The organism is Paenibacillus sp. 2003, assembly GCF_031455635.1.
Classification (GTDB): domain Bacteria; phylum Bacillota; class Bacilli; order Paenibacillales; family Paenibacillaceae; genus Paenibacillus; species Paenibacillus amylolyticus_B.
Genome location: NZ_JAVDTB010000002.1, coordinates 1 through 21,811, shown reverse-complemented (window position 1 = coordinate 21,811; position 21,811 = coordinate 1). Strand labels below are relative to the sequence as shown.

General features: G+C 47.7%; 20 protein-coding genes. 19 read left to right on the top strand and 1 reads right to left on the bottom strand.

Annotated features, from left to right (window positions below; all coding sequences use genetic code 11):
• The first annotated feature begins 51 nt into the window (after positions 1-51).
• The 15 genes from remA (at position 52) to spoVM (ending at position 14,660) form a co-directional block, all read left to right on the top strand.
• Positions 52-312, top strand: coding sequence for an extracellular matrix/biofilm regulator RemA (gene remA, locus J2X75_RS12150; protein WP_006209218.1), 261 nt, complete (start codon positions 52-54; stop codon positions 310-312).
• 13 nt (positions 313-325) lie between these two features.
• Positions 326-898 (top strand): guanylate kinase, encoded by a 573-nt coding sequence (gmk, locus tag J2X75_RS12145; RefSeq protein ID WP_017687445.1) that lies wholly within the window; start codon positions 326-328, stop codon positions 896-898.
• A 157-nt stretch (positions 899-1,055) separates the two neighbouring features.
• Positions 1,056-1,268, top strand: a complete 213-nt coding sequence (gene rpoZ, locus J2X75_RS12140; protein WP_036614619.1) for a DNA-directed RNA polymerase subunit omega — start codon at positions 1,056-1,058, stop codon at positions 1,266-1,268.
• Positions 1,269-1,407: 139 nt separating this feature from the next.
• Positions 1,408-2,643 carry a bifunctional phosphopantothenoylcysteine decarboxylase/phosphopantothenate--cysteine ligase CoaBC gene (gene coaBC / locus J2X75_RS12135; RefSeq protein WP_105599620.1) on the top strand — a complete coding sequence of 412 codons (1,236 nt, stop codon included), beginning with the start codon at positions 1,408-1,410 and terminating at the stop codon, positions 2,641-2,643.
• 3 nt (positions 2,644-2,646) lie between these two features.
• Positions 2,647-5,196 (top strand): primosomal protein N', encoded by a 2,550-nt coding sequence (gene priA, locus J2X75_RS12130; RefSeq protein WP_105599619.1) that lies wholly within the window; start codon positions 2,647-2,649, stop codon positions 5,194-5,196.
• 116 nt (positions 5,197-5,312) lie between these two features.
• Positions 5,313-5,801 (top strand): peptide deformylase, encoded by a 489-nt coding sequence (gene def, locus J2X75_RS12125; protein ID WP_017687449.1) that lies wholly within the window; start codon positions 5,313-5,315, stop codon positions 5,799-5,801.
• A gap of 12 nt (positions 5,802-5,813) precedes the next feature.
• Entirely contained in the window at positions 5,814-6,767 is a 954-nt protein-coding gene (gene fmt / locus J2X75_RS12120; RefSeq protein WP_091014311.1) for a methionyl-tRNA formyltransferase, read from the top strand.
• The gene (gene rsmB, locus J2X75_RS12115) at positions 6,764-8,242 is read left to right on the top strand and encodes a 16S rRNA (cytosine(967)-C(5))-methyltransferase RsmB (RefSeq protein ID WP_310336823.1); all 1,479 of its coding nucleotides are present in this window, start codon (positions 6,764-6,766) and stop codon (positions 8,240-8,242) included. Before fmt ends, rsmB begins: the two co-directional genes overlap by 4 nt.
• Before the next feature lie 252 nt (positions 8,243-8,494).
• Entirely contained in the window at positions 8,495-9,535 is a 1,041-nt protein-coding gene (gene rlmN, locus J2X75_RS12110; protein WP_036614609.1) for a dual-specificity RNA methyltransferase RlmN, read from the top strand.
• A gap of 7 nt (positions 9,536-9,542) precedes the next feature.
• Positions 9,543-10,319 carry a Stp1/IreP family PP2C-type Ser/Thr phosphatase gene (locus tag J2X75_RS12105; RefSeq protein ID WP_091028658.1) on the top strand — a complete coding sequence of 259 codons (777 nt, stop codon included), beginning with the start codon at positions 9,543-9,545 and terminating at the stop codon, positions 10,317-10,319.
• Complete coding sequence (gene pknB / locus J2X75_RS12100) at positions 10,316-12,526, top strand: Stk1 family PASTA domain-containing Ser/Thr kinase (protein ID WP_105599611.1); 2,211 nt, start codon at positions 10,316-10,318, stop codon at positions 12,524-12,526. Before J2X75_RS12105 ends, pknB begins: the two co-directional genes overlap by 4 nt.
• Positions 12,527-12,587: 61 nt before the next feature.
• Entirely contained in the window at positions 12,588-13,496 is a 909-nt protein-coding gene (gene rsgA, locus J2X75_RS12095) for a ribosome small subunit-dependent GTPase A (protein ID WP_017687455.1), read from the top strand.
• A 1-nt stretch (position 13,497) separates the two neighbouring features.
• Complete coding sequence (rpe, locus tag J2X75_RS12090; protein ID WP_105599609.1) at positions 13,498-14,157, top strand: ribulose-phosphate 3-epimerase; 660 nt, start codon at positions 13,498-13,500, stop codon at positions 14,155-14,157.
• A gap of 3 nt (positions 14,158-14,160) precedes the next feature.
• Positions 14,161-14,412: a hypothetical protein gene (locus tag J2X75_RS12085; RefSeq protein WP_091014322.1), complete on the top strand. Its 252-nt coding sequence runs from the start codon at positions 14,161-14,163 to the stop codon at positions 14,410-14,412.
• A gap of 167 nt (positions 14,413-14,579) precedes the next feature.
• On the top strand, positions 14,580-14,660 hold the full coding sequence (gene spoVM / locus J2X75_RS12080) for a stage V sporulation protein SpoVM (protein WP_019424875.1): 81 nt from the start codon (positions 14,580-14,582) through the stop codon (positions 14,658-14,660).
• Positions 14,661-14,855: 195 nt separating this feature from the next.
• On the opposite strand, the gene rpmB is transcribed toward spoVM, so the two are convergent.
• Positions 14,856-15,044 carry a 50S ribosomal protein L28 gene (rpmB, locus tag J2X75_RS12075; RefSeq protein WP_017687459.1) on the bottom strand — a complete coding sequence of 63 codons (189 nt, stop codon included), beginning with the start codon at positions 15,042-15,044 and terminating at the stop codon, positions 14,856-14,858.
• Positions 15,045-15,681: 637 nt separating this feature from the next.
• Between rpmB and J2X75_RS12070 the strand changes: the two genes are divergently transcribed.
• The 4 genes from J2X75_RS12070 (at position 15,682) to J2X75_RS12055 (ending at position 20,892) form a co-directional block, all read left to right on the top strand.
• A complete protein-coding gene (locus tag J2X75_RS12070) occupies positions 15,682-17,493 on the top strand; it encodes a DAK2 domain-containing protein (protein ID WP_310336808.1) in 1,812 nt (603 codons plus the stop codon).
• A gap of 76 nt (positions 17,494-17,569) precedes the next feature.
• The gene (locus J2X75_RS12065) at positions 17,570-18,433 is read left to right on the top strand and encodes a DegV family protein (RefSeq protein ID WP_310336805.1); all 864 of its coding nucleotides are present in this window, start codon (positions 17,570-17,572) and stop codon (positions 18,431-18,433) included.
• Between the two features lie 10 nt (positions 18,434-18,443).
• Positions 18,444-20,489 (top strand): ATP-dependent DNA helicase RecG, encoded by a 2,046-nt coding sequence (gene recG, locus J2X75_RS12060; protein WP_310336802.1) that lies wholly within the window; start codon positions 18,444-18,446, stop codon positions 20,487-20,489.
• 115 nt (positions 20,490-20,604) lie between these two features.
• Positions 20,605-20,892 carry a stage VI sporulation protein F gene (locus J2X75_RS12055; RefSeq protein WP_036614589.1) on the top strand — a complete coding sequence of 96 codons (288 nt, stop codon included), beginning with the start codon at positions 20,605-20,607 and terminating at the stop codon, positions 20,890-20,892.
• The last annotated feature ends 919 nt before the right edge of the window (positions 20,893-21,811 follow it).

Below are 21,811 nucleotides of genomic sequence, written 5' to 3'. Positions count from 1 at the left end.
ACGGCCACATTTCGGCAAAAGAGTCGCATGTATAGGGGGAAGAACCTGATTATGGCAATCAAACTCATTAACATTGGATTCGGTAACATCGTATCGGCGAACCGGATTATATCCATCGTGAGTCCGGAATCGGCGCCGATCAAGAGAATTATACAAGAGGCAAGAGATCGTCACATGCTGATTGATGCAACGTACGGAAGACGTACTCGTGCCGTAATTATTACGGATAGCGATCATGTCATTTTGTCTGCAGTTCAGCCTGAGACGGTCGCCCATCGTCTTTCTTCGAAAGATGATGATAACGACGAATAAAATGGAGTGTAATATGTCTAAGGGATTACTGGTAGTGTTGTCCGGCCCATCTGGGGTCGGGAAGGGTACTGTATGCAGCGCTTTGCGCAAACGGGTGCCGGAATTGATCTATTCCGTATCGGCGACAACCCGTCAGCCTCGTCTTGGTGAAGAACATGGTGTGAACTATTTCTTCAGAAGTCATGAAGAGTTCCAGAACATGATTGCTGAAGATCAATTGTTGGAACATGCGGAGTATGTTGGTAATTATTATGGAACACCGCGTGATTTTGTAGAGAAAACGATTAACGAAGGCCGCGACATCATTCTGGAAATTGAGGTTCAAGGCGCGTTAAAAGTGAAAGAGAAATTCCCGGAAGGGATCTTTGTTTTCCTGCTTCCTCCTTCATTGGACGAGCTGAAAGATCGCATTCAGGGCCGTGGTACCGAAAGCCAAGCGACCATTGATCACCGGATGTCCGTGGCGGTTGATGAGATCAGTCTGCTGGAGCAGTATGATTACGCTGTTGTTAATGATGAAATTGATTTGGCGTGCAAGAGAATAGAAAGCATCATAATCGCCGAACATTGTAAGATCAATAAATAATCCCTTTTGCCGCTGCAGAATGCGATATAAGTGGGGCAGTTGTCATATCATATACTGAAGCACTCCTTCTCGGAATGCCCGGGTGTGAAGACATGCCACATCAGTTCTGTCAGGCGGCAACTTGCGATTATACTAATGCGAAGAGGTGTTTGTTAATATGCTGTATCCTTCTATTGATGAAATGATGAACAAAGTCGACAGCAAGTATTCCCTTGTTGTTGCTGCTTCCCGCCGGGCTAGACAGCTACGTGAAGGTGAAAAAACGGATTTAAGAGGTGCGAGATCCCATAAACAAGTTGGTGTTGCACTGGAAGAAATCTATGGAGACCTGCTCGTTGTCATCAAAGGACAGGACGAAGAAGAAGAGTAAGCCGCCTGCGGCTGCTCTTCAACTGCATACGGCGCAAGCCGGATTAATTGACAACCGCGAGGTTGTTATTTTTTTACGAATAAGCATATTTCAATGAACTCATTGTTTAGACGTCGTATAAATATCGGGGGAAATAAACATGTTGAACGGTAAAAAAATCGTGCTCGGTGTGACAGGCGGCATAGCCGCATACAAAGCAGCAACATTATGCAGCAGACTGGTGCAAAAGGGTGCGGATGTTCATGTCATTATGACAGCTTCCGCTACACAGTTTATTACCGAATTGACGCTGCAAACGTTAACCCGAAACACCGTATATACCGATACATTTGATGAGCGTGAACCAGCAGTCGTATCTCATATTCATCTGGCGGATCTGGCGGATCTTGTTCTGGTTGCTCCGGCAACTGCCAATGTGATTGCCAAGATGGCACATGGCATGGCAGATGATATGCTCTCAACAACTCTTCTTGCCACGACAGCCCCTGTTATGATTGCTCCAGCGATGAATGTACATATGTATGATCATCCAGCTGTAAAGCATAATATGAACCTACTTGTTGAACGAGGCGCTATGATGATCGAACCAGGTGAAGGCCTGCTTGCGTGTGGATATGTGGGCAAGGGACGTCTGGAAGAACCGGAGAGCATTGTGGATGTGGTGGAACGTTTCTTTGAACAGCGCGAGTCTACAGACATTAGCCGGCAGGGACAAGCTCCATTGTTACATGGCAAGAAGGTTGTTGTTACGGCTGGAGGTACGATTGAGCGCATTGACCCAGTACGATACATTACGAATGATTCATCTGGCAAAATGGGATTTGCCATAGCCGCAGCTGCGCGTGATCTGGGGGCAGATGTGAAATTGGTTATGGGCAGTACCCAAGCCAAGCCACCGGAGAACGTTGAGTTGATCCCTGTACAGTCTGCACAGGATATGTATGAAGCGGTAACACGCGAGTGGGACGATGCTGATATCGTGGTTAAGGCTGCGGCAGTTGCCGATTATCGTCCAAAGGAAGTTTACACCGAGAAGATCAAGAAGAAAGGCGACACGCTGTCGCTAGAACTTGTTAAAAATATAGATATTCTTGAAACGCTGGGCCAACAGAAAACCCATCAGTTTTTGATTGGTTTTGCTGCGGAGACTCAGTCCGTTGAGATGTATGCACGTGAGAAATTGGAACGGAAAAACTGTGATCTGATCGTAGCCAATGATGTAACCCGCACGGGTGCAGGATTTGGAACAGACACCAACGCGGTACATATCTATGACCGGGAAGGTTTGGTGGAGGAGCTTCAAGTGATGGCCAAGGACGATGTGGCTCATCGGTTGCTCCGGATTGCGGCGGAGCGCATTGCCGGGAGGAATTAGGATATGGAGATTGCCAAGGTCATAGTCGATGTTCCCGTGAAGGAAACAGACCGGCCGTTTGATTACCTGGTACCTGAATCGATGAGGGAATGGATCGAGATTGGCAGCCGGGTGGGTGTACCTTTTGGTCATCGGACGGTACAGGGATTCGTGATTGATCTTGTGCCGCGTACCGGAGAGGAAACATTCAAGCTTAAGCAGATTCAGGAGTTGCTGGACATTGTTCCCCCGTTGTCAAAGGATTTGGTTGAGTTGGCCGAATGGATGAGTGGACGTTATGCCAGTAACCGGATTTTGTCATTGCAGGTCATGGTGCCGACGGCATTGAAAGGGAAAGCAGAGAGATACATCTCGCTGGGAGATGCACTTGATGGACAGATGGCGGGTGCACAACCGGATGATGAGGTGTTATTTGTTTGGGGAGAAGAGTCTACGACCGAGAAAGTACAGCAGGATATCATCCGTTTTGTCAAAAGTCGGGGTCAGGTACCGCTACAACAACTGAGTCGAAAATATCCCAATCATGCTGCACTAATTAAGAAATTATTGCTTGGTGGCGTGCTGCTGGAAAGTCAGGCCATCAAGGACAAGTTAAATAAAAAAACAATGAAGTCCGTTGATCTGGCTGTAGATATTGCTGCTGCTCAGGAAGCACTTGCTTCATTCCCGGCGAAAGCACAGCGACAGAAGGAGATTCTGGCTTTTTTGCTGGAAATGAAAGAACTGCTGCCCATGCCGATGAAAGAAGTGTTATCTACACTACAGGTATCGGCCGCAACCATTAAAGGGCTTGAGGAAAAGGGACTGATCGTCACCGAGGACGTTGAGGTCTTCCGTGACCCTTATCAGGGCAGGACGTTCAAAGCGACTGAACCGCTGGTTCTGACCGATGAACAAAAACTTGTCTACGACAATATCAATGGCCGATTGCAGGAACAACGCCATGGGGTATTTTTGTTACATGGTGTTACCGGAAGTGGCAAGACGGAAGTCTACCTTCAAACCATTCAACAATGCATCGAACAGGATCGGCAGGCTATCGTACTGGTGCCCGAGATTGCACTCACACCACAGATGGTAGAACGTTTTAAAGGGCGATTCGGCGACCAAGTTGCTGTTATGCACAGTCGTCTGTCTGGTGGTGAACGTTATGATGAATGGCGCAAGATTCGTGAGGGTCAGGTGAAGGTTGCGATTGGGGCGCGTTCAGCCGTATTTGCTCCATTCAGTCGGCTTGGGTTAATCATTATGGATGAGGAGCACGAGACTTCCTATAAACAGGAGGAAACTCCGAAATATCATGCCCGTGATGTAGCCGTAAAAAGAGCACAGCAGCACCAGGCCGTGGTTGTTCTGGGTTCAGCGACACCTTCGCTGGAAAGTTATTACGCGGCACGCTCGCAGAGTAATGATGATTTTGCACCACTCTTACTGGAGATGCCAACACGGGCACTGGGTAACAAGTTACCTGAAGTGCGGATCGTTGATATGCGTGAAGAGTTGAAGGATGGCAATCGCTCCATGTTCAGCAGGGCTTTACACAAAGGGTTGGAGGAGCGCTTGGAGCGTGGTGAACAGACGGTGCTTCTGCTGAATCGCCGTGGATATTCGACCTTTGTTATGTGCCGAAGTTGTGGATATGTGGCAGGTTGTCCCGAATGTGATATTTCATTAACGTATCATCAGCGCTCGAATAATCTCCGTTGTCATTACTGCGGGTATGCGGAAGCGGCTCCGGAAGTGTGTCCGGATTGTGGAAGCGAGCACATTCGATACTTTGGTACAGGTACACAGCGAGTCGAGGAAGAGCTTGCCAAGCTCTTTCCGGGTATTCGGGTCATTCGGATGGATGTGGATACAACAACGGAAAAAGGGGCGCACGAGAAGCTGCTGAAACAGTTTCGTGAGAAAAAGGCGGATGTATTGCTGGGCACCCAGATGGTTGCGAAGGGACTTGATTTCCCGGATGTAACCCTGGTTGGCGTAATAACAGCGGATTCAGCGTTGAATTTACCTGATTTCCGTGCTGCGGAAAAAACGTTTCAGTTATTAACACAGGTAGCTGGCCGAGCTGGTCGGCACCAATTGCCTGGTGAAGTGTTTGTTCAGTCCTATACGCCGGAACACTACTCCATTGGCCATGCGAGTCAGCATGACTACGTGTCGTTTGTACGTGAGGAATTGCTGCACCGTCGCAATTTGCAATATCCGCCTTACTGTCGCCTGATTCTGGTGACCTTTTCGCATGAGCAGCTTCCGGTATTGATTCGTCTTGCCGAGAACTACACGCGAATACTAAAAGAGAAGGCTAATGCAGCCGGATGGCTCGGCAGTCTGGATCGATTCAGCAATGATGCCTTTGATGTACTAGGGCCGGTAGCGTCTCCGATTCCTCGGATCAAGAATAGATACAGATTCCAATGTATGATAAAATGGCGGGGGGATGTAGACGCCATAGGACTCGCTCTGGCAACGGCCCGGCGCATGGATGATGATGTTCAGGCGCAGAAATTGCTTATTAGTCTGGATGTAGACCCGCAGATGTTAATGTAAGCATTTTGCAGCAATGCGGATGTAAACAAGCGGTATAAACATAGATTAAAATGAATACCCCAAAAATACAGATATCGTCCTGAAATTATGATGAGGATTAGGAAGGTGCTTACAACATGTCGATTCGCATTATCGTGCAAGAGCCAGATGAAGTGCTCCACAAGAGAGCCAAAGAAGTAACCAAAATTACACCAAACGTACAAAAATTGCTGGATGATATGGCTGATACCATGTACGATGCGGAAGGTGTAGGTCTTGCTGCGCCGCAGGTTGGTATTTTGAAACGTCTGATTGTTATCGACGCAGGTGATGAGCAAGGGCTGATCAAGATGATTAACCCGGAGATCATTGCAAGTGAGGGAGAGCAATTCGGACCTGAAGGTTGTCTGAGTATCCCTGGAATTAATGGTGATGTTCGCCGTTTCGAGACCGTTACGGTTAAAGGTCTGGATCGTGAAGGCAAAGAGCTGATCATTACGGGTAGTGGCTTGCTGTCCCGTGCATTCCAGCATGAGATTGATCATCTGGATGGCGTACTCTTTACGGATGTCGCCGAGAAAGTGTATGAAATTGCAGCCGATCAAACGGGACCGCGTCGTAATTAAGGAGTGATCGATTTGAATATTGTTTTTATGGGAACACCTGAATTTGCAGTTCCTTCTCTCGATATGCTGATTGCAGAGGGGTACAATGTGGTGGGTGTGGTGACTCAGCCTGATAAACCACAGGGACGCAAAAAAGTACTTACGCCAACACCGGTTAAGGCCGCGGCAGAACGCCATGGTCTGCCGGTGTTTCAACCTGTTAAATTGCGTGATCCGGAAGCCGTAGCCCGCTTGGCTGAATGGAAGCCGGATCTGATCGTGACCGCGGCTTTTGGACAGATTCTGCCCAAAGCCGTGCTGGATATGCCTCTTCGTGGTTGTGTGAACGTGCATGGATCTCTTTTGCCGAAATATCGCGGAGGAGCCCCGATCCAACGTTCCATTATTAACGGGGAATCCGTGACAGGAGTCACATTGATGTATATGGCTGAAGGCCTGGACACCGGAGATATGATCTCGCGTGTGGAACTGCCAATTACGGATGAAGATACATCAGGATCGATGTTTGATAAATTAAGTGAGGCTGGTTCCAAACTGCTTCAGGCAGAAATGCCACGATTGATTGCAGGCGAGACAACGGCGGTCCCCCAGGATGATGCTGAGGCTTCGTATGCTCGTAATCTGACTCGGGATGACGAGAAAATGGACTGGAGTCGTACTTCACGCGAACTGTTCAATCAGATTCGTGGTCTTGTGCCGTTCTCCGGTGCATTTACGATGTGGGATGATCAGGTCTTTAAAATTTGGGCTGCGGCTAATCCCAATCAGGTGGACCTGGCGACTTCTTCGGATGCTGGACAAGCAGAGCCGGGAACGGTGCTGCAATTAAACAAGGCAGGGATTGAAGTCCGCACAGGAAATGGGTCTCTCTGGTTGACTGAAGTGCAGCCTGCAGGCAAAAAGGTGATGCAGGCCGCTGACTTTGCTCGCGGGGGTACACTGAAACCTGGAACGGTGCTGCGATGAGCGGTAACATACCAGGTCGTTCGTCAGGAAAAGGCCAGAAAGCTAATGGAAATTCATCCGGACGTGAAGGAAACCGTCGTCCGAATTCGGGTAAATCGGGTGGTGCATCTCGCTCCCAGCAACCCAAAACATCTGCTCGTACATTGGCAGTCAAGGTTCTGAGTGCTGTTGAGCAAGATGGAGCATACAGTAATCTAGAGTTGAACCGCCGTCTGAAAGAGGCGGATTTAAGCCCAGCAGATGCTGGACTAGCTACCGAATTGGTGTATGGAACAATCGCCAGATTAAATACACTTGATTATTTTCTGGAACGTTACGTCGCCAAAGGAGTATCCAAACTGCAACCATGGGTTCGTAGCCTGCTGCGAATCAGCGTATATCAGATGATATACCTGGATCGTATTCCGGAGCATGCCGTGGTGAGCGAAGCGGTTAATCTGGCGAAGAAACTGGGCCATCAGGGAATCTCGGGTATGGTGAATGGAGTGCTCCGCAATATGATCCGCAATCGGGATGAACTTCGTATTCCAGAACATCTGCCCGTTGCCGAACGTATTTCACTGGAGCATTCCCACCCGTTATGGATGGTTGAACGCTGGATTGCCCAGTACGGCGAAGAGACGGCGGAAGCGATCTGTCGTGCGAATAATGAGCCGCCAGCGGTGAGTGTCCGGGTCAACACAACAATGACCACACGGGAGAAACTGATGCATGAGATGACTAGTACAGGTGCAGTCGTTGAAGCTTCTCAGCTGAGTTCCGATGGAATTCTTGTACGTAGTGGCGGAAACATGGCTCTAACGTCCTGGTATCGGGACGGGTTGTTCTCTGTGCAGGACGAAAGTTCCATGCTTGTCGCTGAAGCAGTTACGCCAGAGGTAGACCAACTTGTATTGGATTGCTGCGCAGCTCCAGGTGGTAAAACAGCTCACATGGCGGAGAAAATGCAGGATCGCGGTCGTATTGTCGCGAATGATGTACATGCTCATAAGCGCCAGTTGATCCTGGATCAGGCGGAGCGTCTCGGTCTGAGCTGCATCGATGCTGTAACTGGAGATGCTCTTGATCTGAACGAGCGTTATCCGGAAGCGTCGTTTGACCGCATTTTGCTGGATGCACCATGTTCAGGTCTGGGTGTTATTCGCCGCAAGCCTGATGTGAAATGGACCAAAACCGTAAAAGATATCGGAGATATCGCAGGCTTGCAACGTGAATTGCTTGATCAGGTTGCGCCGTTGTTAAAACCAGGTGGTATTCTGGTGTATAGCACGTGTACGATTGAGCCTGCTGAGAATGAGGATATGGTTGCAGACTTCTTGAATCGACATCCGGAATATAGTCCAGCAGAAACATCCGTCTGGTCTGAATCGGAGACAGCGAACTTGAAGGTTGTGAACGGTGGTATTCAGATTTTGCCACAATACGCTCACAGTGACGGATTTTTCATCGCACGGTTGACAAAAACAGTGGAATAACAGTTTAATAGAGCACGGAAGTATGACCGCCGAGGGGAACTTCGGCGGATTTCTTTGTGATGAGACTTCGATATAATTGTCAGAGAATGTGATGACAGGGTGCGACGGCGGCATTGAGATGTTATAATGCATGAAGTACAGATATCAAGGGTATACATGGATGTAACGTGGTCTTTGTGATAGAATAGGACGAATGGAACGAAAAGAAGGAAGCCAACGAAAAGAAAAGAAGGAATAGGTGTTGACAACAAAATGAAACCTTTTATATATGATTATTCTCTGGAACAACTGCAGCAATGGGCTGTGGAGAATGGGGAGCCGGCGTTTCGCGGTGGCCAAATCTTTGACTGGATTTATGTAAAACGCGTGAATGATTTCAGTGAAATGACCAATCTGTCCAAGCCATTGCGTGAAAAACTGACAGAGCAATTTGAATTTGTAACGCTTAAGGAAATTACCAAGTTTGAATCCAAGGATGGAACGGTTAAATTCCTCTTTGGTCTGCATGATGACCATGCCATTGAGACAGTAATCATGAAGCATAACTACGGGAACAGCATCTGTGTAACCACACAGGTTGGTTGTCGTATTGGTTGTACGTTCTGTGCATCCACATTGGGTGGTCTCAAGCGTAACCTTACGGCTGGGGAGATTGTTGCCCAGGTTGTGCAGGCTCAGAAAATTTTGGATGAACGGGGCGAGCGTGTCAGCAGCATCGTGATCATGGGTTCGGGTGAACCTTTCGAAAACTATGAAGCTACGATGACTTTCCTGCGCATTATGATTCATGAAAAAGGGCTGAACATCGGTCAGCGTCACATCACGGTATCCACGAGCGGTATCGTTCCGAACATCTACAAGTTTGCGGATGAAGATACACAGATTAACCTCGCCATTTCGATCCATGCACCAAATGATGCACTGCGTTCGAAATTGATGCCGGTTAACCGTCGTTTTCCTTTTGAAGACGTGATGGAGTCCCTTCGTTATTATCTGGCCAAAACAGGTCGGAGAATTACGTTCGAGTATGCACTTATTGGTGGGGTAAACGATCAGCCAGAGCATGCAGCAGAACTGGCAAGTGTGCTTAAGAACATGTTATGCCACGTGAATCTGATTCCGGTTAACCATGTACCTGAACGCAAATACGTAAGAACATCGAGAAGTGACATTTTCAATTTTCAGAAGATTCTCTCGGAACAGGGTGTTAATGTAACCATTCGTCGTGAACAGGGACATGATATTGCTGCCGCTTGCGGTCAGCTTCGTGCAAAGCATATGGAGTTGAGGTGAGAACGTTTTGATCAAAACAGTTCATGTGAGCCATATCGGACGAGTGCGTTCGGTGAATGAAGATTCAGCCTGGATTCGTAATCTCGATACAGGATATATTCTGGGTATAGTTGCCGATGGCATGGGTGGACATCTTGCAGGGGATACGGCAAGCCGCTTGGCAGTAGAGACGTTGGTACAAGATCTGGGAACACTGGAACCAGGTCTGTCACATGCGTCTCTGTCTGCGGCTCTCAGCGATGCTATTTTGCATGCCAACGAAGTTATCTTCCGCACGGCATCAACAGATGACAAGTATCACAACATGGGAACAACGGTGGTTGCGGCTTTATTGAACGATACGGAAGGTGTTATTGGACACATCGGTGATAGCAGAGCCTACAAAATTGCGAACAAAGCTGTGATTCAGCTAACCGAGGACCATACACTGGTGAATGAATTGTTCAAAAATGGTCAGATTAGCAAAGAGGATGTGTCCCATCATCCACGTCGCAACGTACTAACTCGTGCGCTTGGAACAGATGCCGAGGTGAAGGTAGATCTGGATACCGTCAAGCTGGAGGAAGGCGAAGTTCTTCTCCTGTGCAGTGATGGTCTCAGTAACCTGGTCAGCAATGAGCAGATTATTCAGGTTGCCGGCAATCTGGAACTGGCATTGGAAGATCGTGCAGACCGACTGCTTCAGTTGGCTTTACTTGCTGGGGGAGACGACAACATCACGGTTGCTTTGTTCGAGTTGCAGAGGGAAGGTTCCGTGGATACGGAAACGGGGTGTGAGTCATGATTGGGCACCAGCTAGGCGGACGCTATGAAGTGATTGAGCGTGTCGGCGGTGGCGGCATGGCTCTTGTGTACAAAGCCCAGGATCTTCTGTTGAACCGGAATGTAGCGATCAAAGTCCTTAGACAACAGTTTGTTCATGACGAAGAGTTTATTCGCCGTTTCCGCAGGGAAGCACAGTCGGCAGCATCGCTGTCTCATCCGAATGTAGTTAGCATTTATGACGTGGGGCAGGAAGATGACGTTCATTATATTGTGATGGAGTACGTGGAAGGCAAAAACCTGAATGAAATTATCAAAGAACGTGCCCCTCTGCAGGTGGACGAATCGGTGCGAATCGCTTCCCAGATTGCAGATGCTCTTGATCATGCACATCATAATCAAATCATTCATCGGGATATCAAACCCCACAATATATTAATTGGCCGGAATGGCCGCGTGAAAGTCACGGATTTCGGGATTGCCCGTGCCGTTACATCTACAACGATTACGCAGACCGGTTCCGTAGTTGGTTCTGTACATTACTTCTCACCAGAGCATGCCAAAGGCATCGTTACTGGTGAAAAATCGGACTTATATTCTCTTGGGATCGTACTTTACCAAATGCTTACCGGGCAACTTCCGTTTCTGGGTGAAAGTCCTATCAGTGTGGCATTGAAGCATTTGCAGGAAGAGTTCGATGAACCACGCAAATTCAATCCATTGATTCCGCAAAGTGTGGAAAATGTCATCTTAAAATCCATGCGTAAGAATCCGCAGGAACGTTATCAGTCGGCCAAGGAAATGCAGACCGATCTTGAAACTTGCCTGATGCCGGAGAGACGTAATGAAACGAAGATTGATTTTCCGGATGAGGATGATATAGACCAAACTCGTGTGATGCCAGCCATCAAGCCTGAACCGCGCGGAGTTACATCGACAGGTGCGGTGCCAGTGATGGAGTCTGACGAAGAAACTGGCAGGGGTAAAGCGAAAGCTAAGAACTGGAAAAAACCAGCACTACTCATTTCATTAACCGTTCTTATTCTAATCGCCATGGTGGGCGTTGTATGGTATGTCAAGGGTATGCTGGTTGTACCTGAAGTTACCGTGCCTAACGTGATCACCCAGACGGAAGAAAAGGCTCGCGAAATGCTTGAGGAGAAAGGACTCGTCGTCAGTGATGAGGTCATCCGTCTCTATCAGGAAGGGGTCGAACCTGGTATTGTCTTTGACCAGAGCAGAAAAGAAGGCGATGTCGTCAAAGAAGGTTCTGAGGTCCAGATCAGTGTAGGTGCAGAAAAAGAACTGGTGAAGATGATTGATGTCAAACAGGGGACTTATGATGAGGCTGTCAAGAAGCTGACTGCGCTTGGCATCAAGGAAGATCAGATTCAGCGGAAAGATGACTTCTCCAATGATGTGACTTCAGGTTCTGTTATTTCCCAGACACCGGGTGTGAATGAGGAATTTGATCCTGCTTTAGTTCAGATTGAGTTAATCGTAAGTAAAGGTACTGAGACGGTCAAAATGCCTGACCTGAAGAACCTTACCCGCAGTGAAGCCGAAGAAAAACTGAAATCTGCTGGACTTGTGCTTGCTCAGGTGCAGGAAGAATCAAGTTATACGGTGGACCAGGGGAAAGTGACGCAGCAGTGGCCTGTGGAAGCTGGCACAGAGGTTAGTCCTGGCGATAAGATTACAATCTTTATCAGTACAGGGTATCCGCCCGAAGCGCTGGAATATCCTTTTAATATCAATGTTTCACCCAAAGAAGAGGGCAAAAACAGTAAAATCCGTATCACATATGAAGACGCACGCGGCAAGAATCAGGAATGGGGAACACGCACCGTGAACTCAACCCAGACCTTGACCATTCCGCTTGTGCTGGCTCCAAATGAAAATGGGGCTGTGTCCGTATATCGTGATGGGCAGTTCCTGGATACGTATCTTGTCTCTTACAGTGAAGCCAAAAACGGAACAGTAAACGTACCTTCCATTGACCCGGAACAAAGCACTGAGACGCCGCCAGAAAATGAGCCTGATCCAGGTGAAGGTAGCGTTGATGAAGGCAGTGTTGATCCCAATCAGGAAGGTGAACCTGAATCCACACCGGCAGACGGTGAGGGTGACAGCGTAGATGAGGACACTTCTGCCATGAATAATGGTAAGGGGCACGGCAAGGAAAAAGAGAAGAAAAAGGAAGTCATTAACGCATCAAGCCGTCCATAAGGGCGGCTTATGCTGGCGTCTGGAGTAAATGTACCACCATCTAAAGGAGGGCGTCGGAGCTATGCCAGAAGGTATCATCGTTAAAGCGCTAAGCGGTTACTATTATGTCATGCCAGTGGAAGACAACGGGGTTCCTTCGGTTGAAGGTTCCGCCGTTCAATGTCGAGCCAGAGGTATCTTCAGAAAGCGGGGAACTTCACCGCTTGTAGGTGACCGGGTCAGCTACATGTTGACTGAGAACGGAGAAGGAACAGTTGATGAAATTCGGAAGCGTGAAACGGAACTTATCCGCCCTCCTGTAGCCAATGTAAGTTTGGCTGTTCTCGTATTCTCTGTGAAGGAACCGGATATGAACCTGAACCTGTTGGACAAGTTCCTTGTTCACATCGAGCAGGCGGGGCTGGATGCACTCATAGTGTTGACCAAACTGGATTTGGCTGATCCAGCCAAAGACACTGTTGCTGAAGTGAAAGCATTGTATGAACAGGTTGGTTATGAAGTGATCTCCACAAGTTCACGTACCGGTGAAGGCAGTGAATTGCTCAGAGACCGTCTGGCTGGTAAGATCAGCGTATTCTCCGGACAATCCGGTGTAGGCAAGTCTTCAATGTTAAATGCATTGATGCCGGGCCTGACGCTGGAGACCAATGCGATCAGCATGCGTCTAGGACGAGGGAAACACACCACCAGGCATGTGGAGCTTATTCCGTTGGATAATGGTGGATTTGTTGCAGATACGCCAGGATTCAGCCAACTGGACTTTCTGGAGATCGGTGTGGAGGAACTCTCCACGTGTTTCCGGGAATTCGCCCAGTTTGCAGATCAATGCAAATTCCGAGGTTGTACTCATACACATGAACCAGGCTGTCGTGTGCTTGCGGCCAAGGAGGAAGGTCTGATCTCCGAAAGCCGATATCAGCACTATGTGCTGTTCCTGACCGAAATGAAAGATAAGAAGCGGAGGTATTAACATGATTAAAATTGCCCCATCGATATTATCAGCTGATTTTGCCCGCCTTGGTGCGGAAGTTGCAGAAGCTCAAGCTGCAGGAGGAGACTGGATTCATGTTGACGTTATGGACGGTCATTTCGTCCCTAATATTACGCTTGGACCTGCGATTGTGAAGGCAATCGCTCCACATACAAGCTTGCCGCTCGATGTGCATTTGATGATTGAGAATCCGGAGCGTTATGTTGAGGAATTTGCCAAAGCGGGTGCAGCGGTAATTACCGTTCATGCTGAGGCTTGTGTGCATTTGCACCGCGTTATTCATCTGATTAAGGAGCAAGGAGTGAAGGCAGGAGTTGCCCTAAATCCGGGAACGCCAGCGTCTGCCATTCTCGAAGTTCTGGATGATGTGGACATGGTTCTTGTCATGACGGTCAATCCTGGATTTGGCGGACAGGCATTTATCTCGGGTACCATGAACAAAATCAAGCAGATTCGTACCTGGTTGAACGAAAAGGGACGCCATGATGTACATATCGAAGTAGATGGCGGAATTGCTGCCGATACAGCCTCGCTTGTGGTGGAAGCTGGAGCAGATGTGCTCGTTGCCGGGAGTGCCGTATTTGGCCGTGAGGATCGCGCTGCCGCGATTACTGAAATTCGCCGTAGCTACGGAGGCTGATCCATGACCCTCAAGGAGACACTGTGGACGATGGCTGCGAGTCTCGTGACGGGACTTGTGCTTGCTTTGTTTGCGGTTATTCAATCCCCGTTTAATGCTATTACGTCATTAATCGGGGTAGGCGTTGTTATTATGTATTTCCGCAAATTTGATCGTACCGGGCATCGGGTTACTTTTGTCATATTCAGCATACTGTATTATGTACTGAGTGTTTTCATGATCGCTGTCTATCAATATATTCCTGCCCAAACGTAAATGACCTGATCTTCGGGCTTGTCATTGTGGAATAGGGATCGAAGGTTCCGCATAAATATGGTTACATGAGCAGGTTTCTCATGTAGCCTTTTTTGTCGTGTTTGAGGTAAAGAAGGCCTGAAGCATAGGATACGGCGGACGCATGAGCATGATGGGGAGGGTGAATTATGAAATTTTACACATTCAAACTGCCGAAGTTTTTGGGAGGGTTTGTAAAGGCGATTCTTAATACGTTTCAAAAGAACTGATCCGATTGATAAGGTAACAGGGAATACCGCCGCTTTGGCTCAGTCTTATCTGGAATTCGTACCTGCGAAGCGCCATGCGGCGGCCATTCACATGTTAATGAGCGTATTCAAGAATCCCTCTTTTTGAATACCAAAAAAGCACCTGCAAGGAACAAGGTGCTTTTTGCTTACCCGATTTATAGTAGCTTTGCGTGATTATACGCGAGTCACTTTACCGGCTTTCAGTGCACGGGTGCTTACGTATACACGTTTTGGTTTGCCGTCAACGAGAATGCGGACCTTCTGAACGTTTACGCCCCAAGTACGACGGTTACGGTTGTTAGCGTGGGATACGTGGTTACCGGTGCCCGGTTTCTTACCTGTCACATAACATTTGCGAGACATAGATTACACCTCCTATCCTAAAATAACCAGTTGCCTTCAGAAACGAAAAGTCATTCCATAAGGACTAAATTGTTCTTCCTGATCATAAAGATCAAGTTTCAGTAGCTAATGGCGTTGTTTAAGCCGGCATGAACCGGATCATTTCCATTACTTAACCTGCATAAAACAATACTTGAATATAATATCATAATTAAAAAAGCTTCGTCAACTGATCCAAAAACTTTATTTATTTCTCCTGTCTAATATAGTACAATGTTGAGTAGTCCATAATACAGTGGTGAACAGGCTGTTGCCGCGAGGAAGTCGGAGAATAAACCGTACTTAGAGGTCGGTGGTCTGCTTTTTGGCAACGCTGTGAGCTGCGGCATTCCATCATTGGCACCAGTCTCCATGCGGCATTCATGCCGGCTCTTGATACCGGTGCATATCCGTATGCCCCGAAGTTAGGGGTGCAGAGAGTGCAGGATATTGGTAGCCCGGCCGCCCAGACCGTTAATCCGGCTGACATGTTGTATTGTATGCCTGTGCCGGACAAGGTATGGACGAAGAATAACGCAGTCCGCGTTAGCGCATGAACAGACCAGACACATCTTGGTGCAAGGTGTTCGTGTATCAAGCTAGGAAGGGGAATTCTCACTTGAGTATACGTTCTTTAAATGGAACAGATTTCACCGCAATGGTACTTGCCGGAGCGGAACAACTTGGACAGCATGCAGAGCACGTCAATTCCCTGAATGTTTTCCCTGTGCCGGATGGTGACACGGGAACGAACATGAATTTGACAATGAGTGCAGGAGTCGCAGAGATTAAAAGAAAAAGTTCTGCCTCCATCGGCGAAGCTGCCGGTATTCTATCGAAAGGCCTGCTTATGGGCGCACGGGGGAATTCAGGAGTTATTCTGTCGCAATTGTTCCGTGGTTTTAGCCGTTCAGCTGCTCCCTATGAGGAACTGAATACGCTCCAATTTGCAGCAGCCCTGCAGAACGGTGTTGACGCAGCTTACAAAGCAGTCGTAAAACCCGTTGAAGGGACCATTCTTACCGTAGCCAAGGAAGCGGCAAAACATGCCAATTACTACGCAAGACGGACGAATGATATTACTGAATTAATGAATGAAGTTTTGTTAAAAGCAAAAGAAGCACTGGCAATGACTCCGGAATTACTGCCTGTACTGAAACAGGTTGGTGTTGTGGATTCAGGTGGTCAGGGGCTTGTATATATCTACGAGGGCTTTATGGAAGTATTGCTGCAAAGTGACGGAGGGAGTCGTACTTCACTGAACAAAGAAGTAACCCCATCCGTGGCAGCATCTACTTTGAAACCGGCTGCACCGACAGAAGTGGATATCAAGAAGCCTGCACAGCAGCAGGTGATTGCACCGGAGATGCCATTGTCTGCTCAGGCGAGACTGGAAACGGAAGATATTGAATTCCTGTATGATATGGAATTCTTCATTAATCGTGAGCTTGGAGAGAACGCAGGAGTGGCATTTGATGACGAAGCATTCCGGAAAGCGTTGTCAGTTAATGGGGATTCGATCATTATCATTGCCGACGATGAAGTCATCAAAGTTCATGTCCATTCCAAGACACCAGGCGAGGTATTAAACCTGGCGCTGCATTATGGTGAGATTACACAGATTCATATTCTCAATATGCGTGAACAGCATCGGGATCTCCTGACAGCAGGCATGGACATTGCTCCATCACCTGAATTGTTTGCAGAGATTCCACCTGAGGCAGCGCGCAGTATGGAAGAGGCTGTGCTTCCTGCAGATGAGATGGCACCGTATGGTTTTATTGCGGTATCCTCCGGTGACGGTATTGCAGAGATTTTCCAAAGTCTTGGCGTTGATGTTGTTCTGTCTGGTGGACAGACGATGAATCCGAGTACTGAGGATTTTGTAAAAGCGGTTCGTTCCATTGCTGCGGAGCAGGTATTTATACTCCCGAATAACTCGAATATTGTACTGGCTGCGGAGCAGGCTCGTGAACTGCTTGAAGATGAGCGCCGGATTACAGTTATTCCAAGCAAGACCATTCCACAGGGGATGGCTGCTGCCTTTGCTTTCCAGGAAGATGAGTCTGCGGAAACAAACCGTGATCAAATGTTGGAGGCCATCAGCCGGGTACAGTCCGGTCAAGTGACTCATGCAGTTCGTGATACGCAATATGATGAATTGGATATTAAGGCGGGGCACTATATCGGTATTCATAACTCCAAAATTGTAGCGACGGATGAAACCATGCTTCAAGCATGTGAAGGTCTGCTCAAACAGATGATGGAGAGTGGAGATGAAGTGGTGACGATCCTTGAAGGGGACGAAGCGGACCCTGAGGTTACTGCTGCCCTCGCTGCATGGCTTGAAGAACAGTATCCTGATGCTGAGGTAGAGGTACATCGTGGAGGACAGCCTGTGTATTATTATTTGTTCTCCGTAGAGTCCTAATAAAGGTTGTTCAAAACGTCTCTTGTTGAGTTTTTGAACAGGTACCAATAGCACTCTGGCGAAGAGGAGGAGAGTCATGAGCCACAAGGTTGCGGTAGTAACAGACAGTACGGCGGATATTCCCGAAGAACTCATTCGCAAATACGGGATTCATATTGTTCCGCTGCGTGTACTGTTCGGGGAAGAGACCTATGCAGATGGTATTGATCTGACTTCGGAACAGTTCTACGAAAAGTTGAAGAAGGTATCTGTGTTGCCTACAACTTCACAGCCATCTCCAACCGATTTCATGAATGTGTACCAATCACTTCTTGATGAGAACCCGGAACGCCCAATTGTATCGATCCACCTGTCATCCGGCATGAGTGGTACCTACCAATCGGCCATGCTTGGCAAGTCTTTGCTGGAGCGTGAGGGTGACATCACCGTGCTGGATTCGAAGTCAGCATCGTATGGATACGGTCTAATGGTAGTACAGGCTGCTGAACTTGCCGAACAGGGCAAGTCAGCAGTCGAGATCACTGCTGCCATTGAAGGGATGCAACAATCTCGCAAATTGTTCTTTCTCGTGGATACCCTTGAGTATCTGCAAAAAGGCGGTCGGATTGGCAAAGCTTCAGCCATCTTGGGAACGTTGCTTAACATTAAGCCGATCCTGTCTATTGATGAAGAAGGCGTTATCTACGCAGTTGAGAAAGTCAGAGGTCATAAAAAAGCAATGGCACGCATTATTGAGCTGTTCCAGAAGGATCTTGCAGGCAAACGGGTTAACCTGGCGGTAGGTCATACCGCTGACCCGGGATCAGCGATCGCTTGTGCAGAACAGCTGCGGGGTCATTTTACACTGAATGAAGTGATCTATACCAATATTGGAGCCGTAATAGGCAGTCATGTTGGACCTGGTGTCATTGCGATCTTTATGTGGCCTGTTCCGGAATGAGGGATTAGACATGAAATTGGAAGAAATATCAGTTAAGCAAATTAATGGCGTGAGTGCTCTCAAAGAGGGAGAGCTTCACGCCTTTGGCATCTCTACTGTTAAAGACCTGCTTGAGTACTATCCTTTCCGTTACGAGGATTATCGTCTGCGTTCACTTAGTGAAGTGAAGGATGGGGACAAGATTACGGTCCAGGGGCAGGTAATGGGTATTCCTGTATTACAACGATACGGTAAAAAGTCCCGTCTTACCTGTAAGATCATGACGGAAGAGTGGATGATTACAGCCACCTGGTTCAATCGCCATTTCCTCAAAGAACAACTTACCCCCAATCGGGAGATTGTGATTACGGGAAAATGGGAACAAAAACGCATGCAGATGACAGTGACTGACTCGGAGTTCCCTGATAAAGGCGATGGGCGTTCAGGTACATTGCAACCTGTATATTCTGTAACTGGCAAGCTGACGCAACAATGGATGCGGAAAACGATCAATCAAGGGTTAATCCAATTCGGAGATATGATTCCTGAGATTCTGCCTCATTCCTTGATGAAGAAATACAGCTTGATGCCACGTAAGCAGGCGATTGCGGGGATTCATCGTCCACAGGACAACCGGGAAGGTCAGCAGGCCAGACAGCGGATGGTGTATGAGGAGCTGTTTCTGTTCCAGTTGAAAATGCAGGCGTATCGCGCGCTCAACCGGAATCGCATGGATGGTGTTGTGCATACTACGGACAATACGACGATTCGTGAGTTTGTACGCAGTTTACCTTTTGAATTAACAGATGCTCAGAAAAAGGTGGAGCTTGAAATTCTGCATGATATGCGTTCGCCCTATGCAATGAATCGGTTATTGCAGGGTGATGTAGGATCGGGTAAAACGGTTATTGCGGCAATTGCACTATACACGACTGTTCGATCTGGGTTCCAAGGGGCTCTGATGGTGCCTACGGAGATTCTGGCAGAGCAACATACGCGCTCTCTGCAAAAGCTGTTTGAACCGTTTGGGGTAACCGTAGGGCTGTTAACGGGCAGTGTAAATGGACGCAAACGTAAAGATCTGATCGCCTCGTTGCAAATGGGCATGATTGATATTGTGGTGGGTACACACGCCCTGATTCAGGAAGATGTTTTCTTCCGTGATCTGGGCCTTGTGGTGACGGACGAGCAGCATCGCTTCGGAGTGAATCAGCGCAGCGTTTTAAGACGCAAAGGATATAACCCGGATGTGTTAACGATGACGGCAACGCCAATTCCACGGACACTTGCGATTACGGCTTTTGGAGATATTGAAGTATCCACGATCTCGGAACGTCCGAAGGGACGGATTCCCATCTCTACGTATTGGGTTAAGCACGATATGATGGAGCGGGTGCTAGGGTTTATCTCCAGAGAAGTGGATCAGGGGCGTCAGGCCTATCTGATCTGTCCACTCATTGAAGAGTCGGAGAAGCTGGATGTGCAGAATGCCATTGATCTGCATGTGCAGATGCAGCAGAATTTTCCGAAATATCGTGTAGGTCTGCTGCATGGACGGATGACAGCCGCGGAGAAAGAAGAGATGATGCGAGACTTCTACAGCAATGATATTCAGTTGCTTGTCTCCACCACCGTTGTCGAGGTTGGGGTCGATGTGCCAAATGCAACGTTGATGGTCATTATGGACGCGGACCGCTTCGGTCTATCCCAGCTGCATCAGCTTCGTGGTCGGGTCGGTCGTGGTGCACATGCTTCCTATTGTGTACTCATTGCTGATCCCAAAACGGAGGTTGGAACGGAGCGCATGAAGGTCATGACGGAAACGGAGGATGGATTCGAGGTATCCCGGCGGGACCTGGATCTCCGAGGTCCGGGTGATTTCTTTGGTACCAAACAGAGCGGACTACCCGAGTTCCGTCTTGCCGATATGGTTGCCGATTTTGCTGTGCTCGAACAAGCTAGAGATGACGTGACCCACTTAATTGAGGATGCGACCTTCTGGACGTCTATGGACTACGCACCTTTGCGTGATTTCCTACAGCAACAGCAAGTATTCAAGGGTGATCTGATTGACTAATGTTTGCCATGATAGCGGGTTTTTCGTATTACCTTTGTAAAAAAAGACAAGTGTACAAGCCCTCCCGACATATGAATAAGAAGTGAGTTCATTCTTTTGGGAGGTGCTATACGTTTTGGGTTATCAACAATATGGAATTAGTCCGCAGCTGGTGGAGCGGATCAAATTAAAGATGAAAAATCCCGCTGTCAAAGAGCGTATCAAAAAGTTGATTGATGGCGTGACCAAGTCTGATCTGCAAGATAAGGCCAAGGTCAGAAGGTTGGTCAAGTCTTCAGCTGTCATTATGAATGAGAATTTCTCTCCGGCGCAGGAGGAGCAGTTTGTTGCGTTTGTACTCGCGCAGAAGATTGATCCGAACAATACGTTTCATTTGATTAAGCTGTGGGGGATGTTTAGGTAGGGATTCGATGTAACGTTGGGTGAACTAAAATGAACTACAGGGTGTTACACGTGACCACTACGAGTGCAGTACCATCTTCCGATCGCTGTTATCCCCGGATTTTTTTGATTCCCTTTTCTAAAGGGTAAAATCCGGGGATAAAGGCGCACGCTTCGCTTCTTCAGATTGGTTCTGCACTCTCCGTTACTGTTTAACTGGGAGTTCAGTTTATAAAACCAAATTACATGAATGATTGTTTGGTAATTTAGGAAGGGGTGTTCCATTAAGTCATGTAGATGACATGATGGAACACCCCTTTTTTGAGCTCACGATGATGGAGGTTTTAGTTGGGCTTCAAATGGAATGATTATGTAGTTTTATTTGCTGCCCTCTTACTTTGATCAGGAGAAGAGCTGATGATGATTAAAGTTATGATTAAAACTACAATGATAATGCTATTGGAAGGGAATTCTTTGAGTATGTAGTCTTGCACAAGTAAGACCAGGATTGAAATAAATAAAATCATTTGCAGGACAAGTCTTGTTGAGCGATCAGGATTGTTGGATCGTCTGGAGACAGCATATAGGGTAAGACATATTAGGCTAAAAAGCAGAAATGAACCTAGGAGTATAATGGCAAGCATGCATGAACACCTTTCTGTATTAATTCTCACTTAATAATTGGAATAACATGACAACTAATTATAACATAGGTTTTTCTGGAATCAGATATTTTCATAAAAGTTAAGGGATGAACTATAGTGTGAATGGTGTAATATAGTTGATGTATTTTCACAGGATGGACTTTGCTTTCCTCCGGGGGGAGCGGTAAACTGTTGCATACGAGCATACGAGCATACGAGCATACGAGCATACGAGCATACGAGCATACGAGCATACGAGCATACGAGCATACGAGCATACGAGCATACGAGCATACG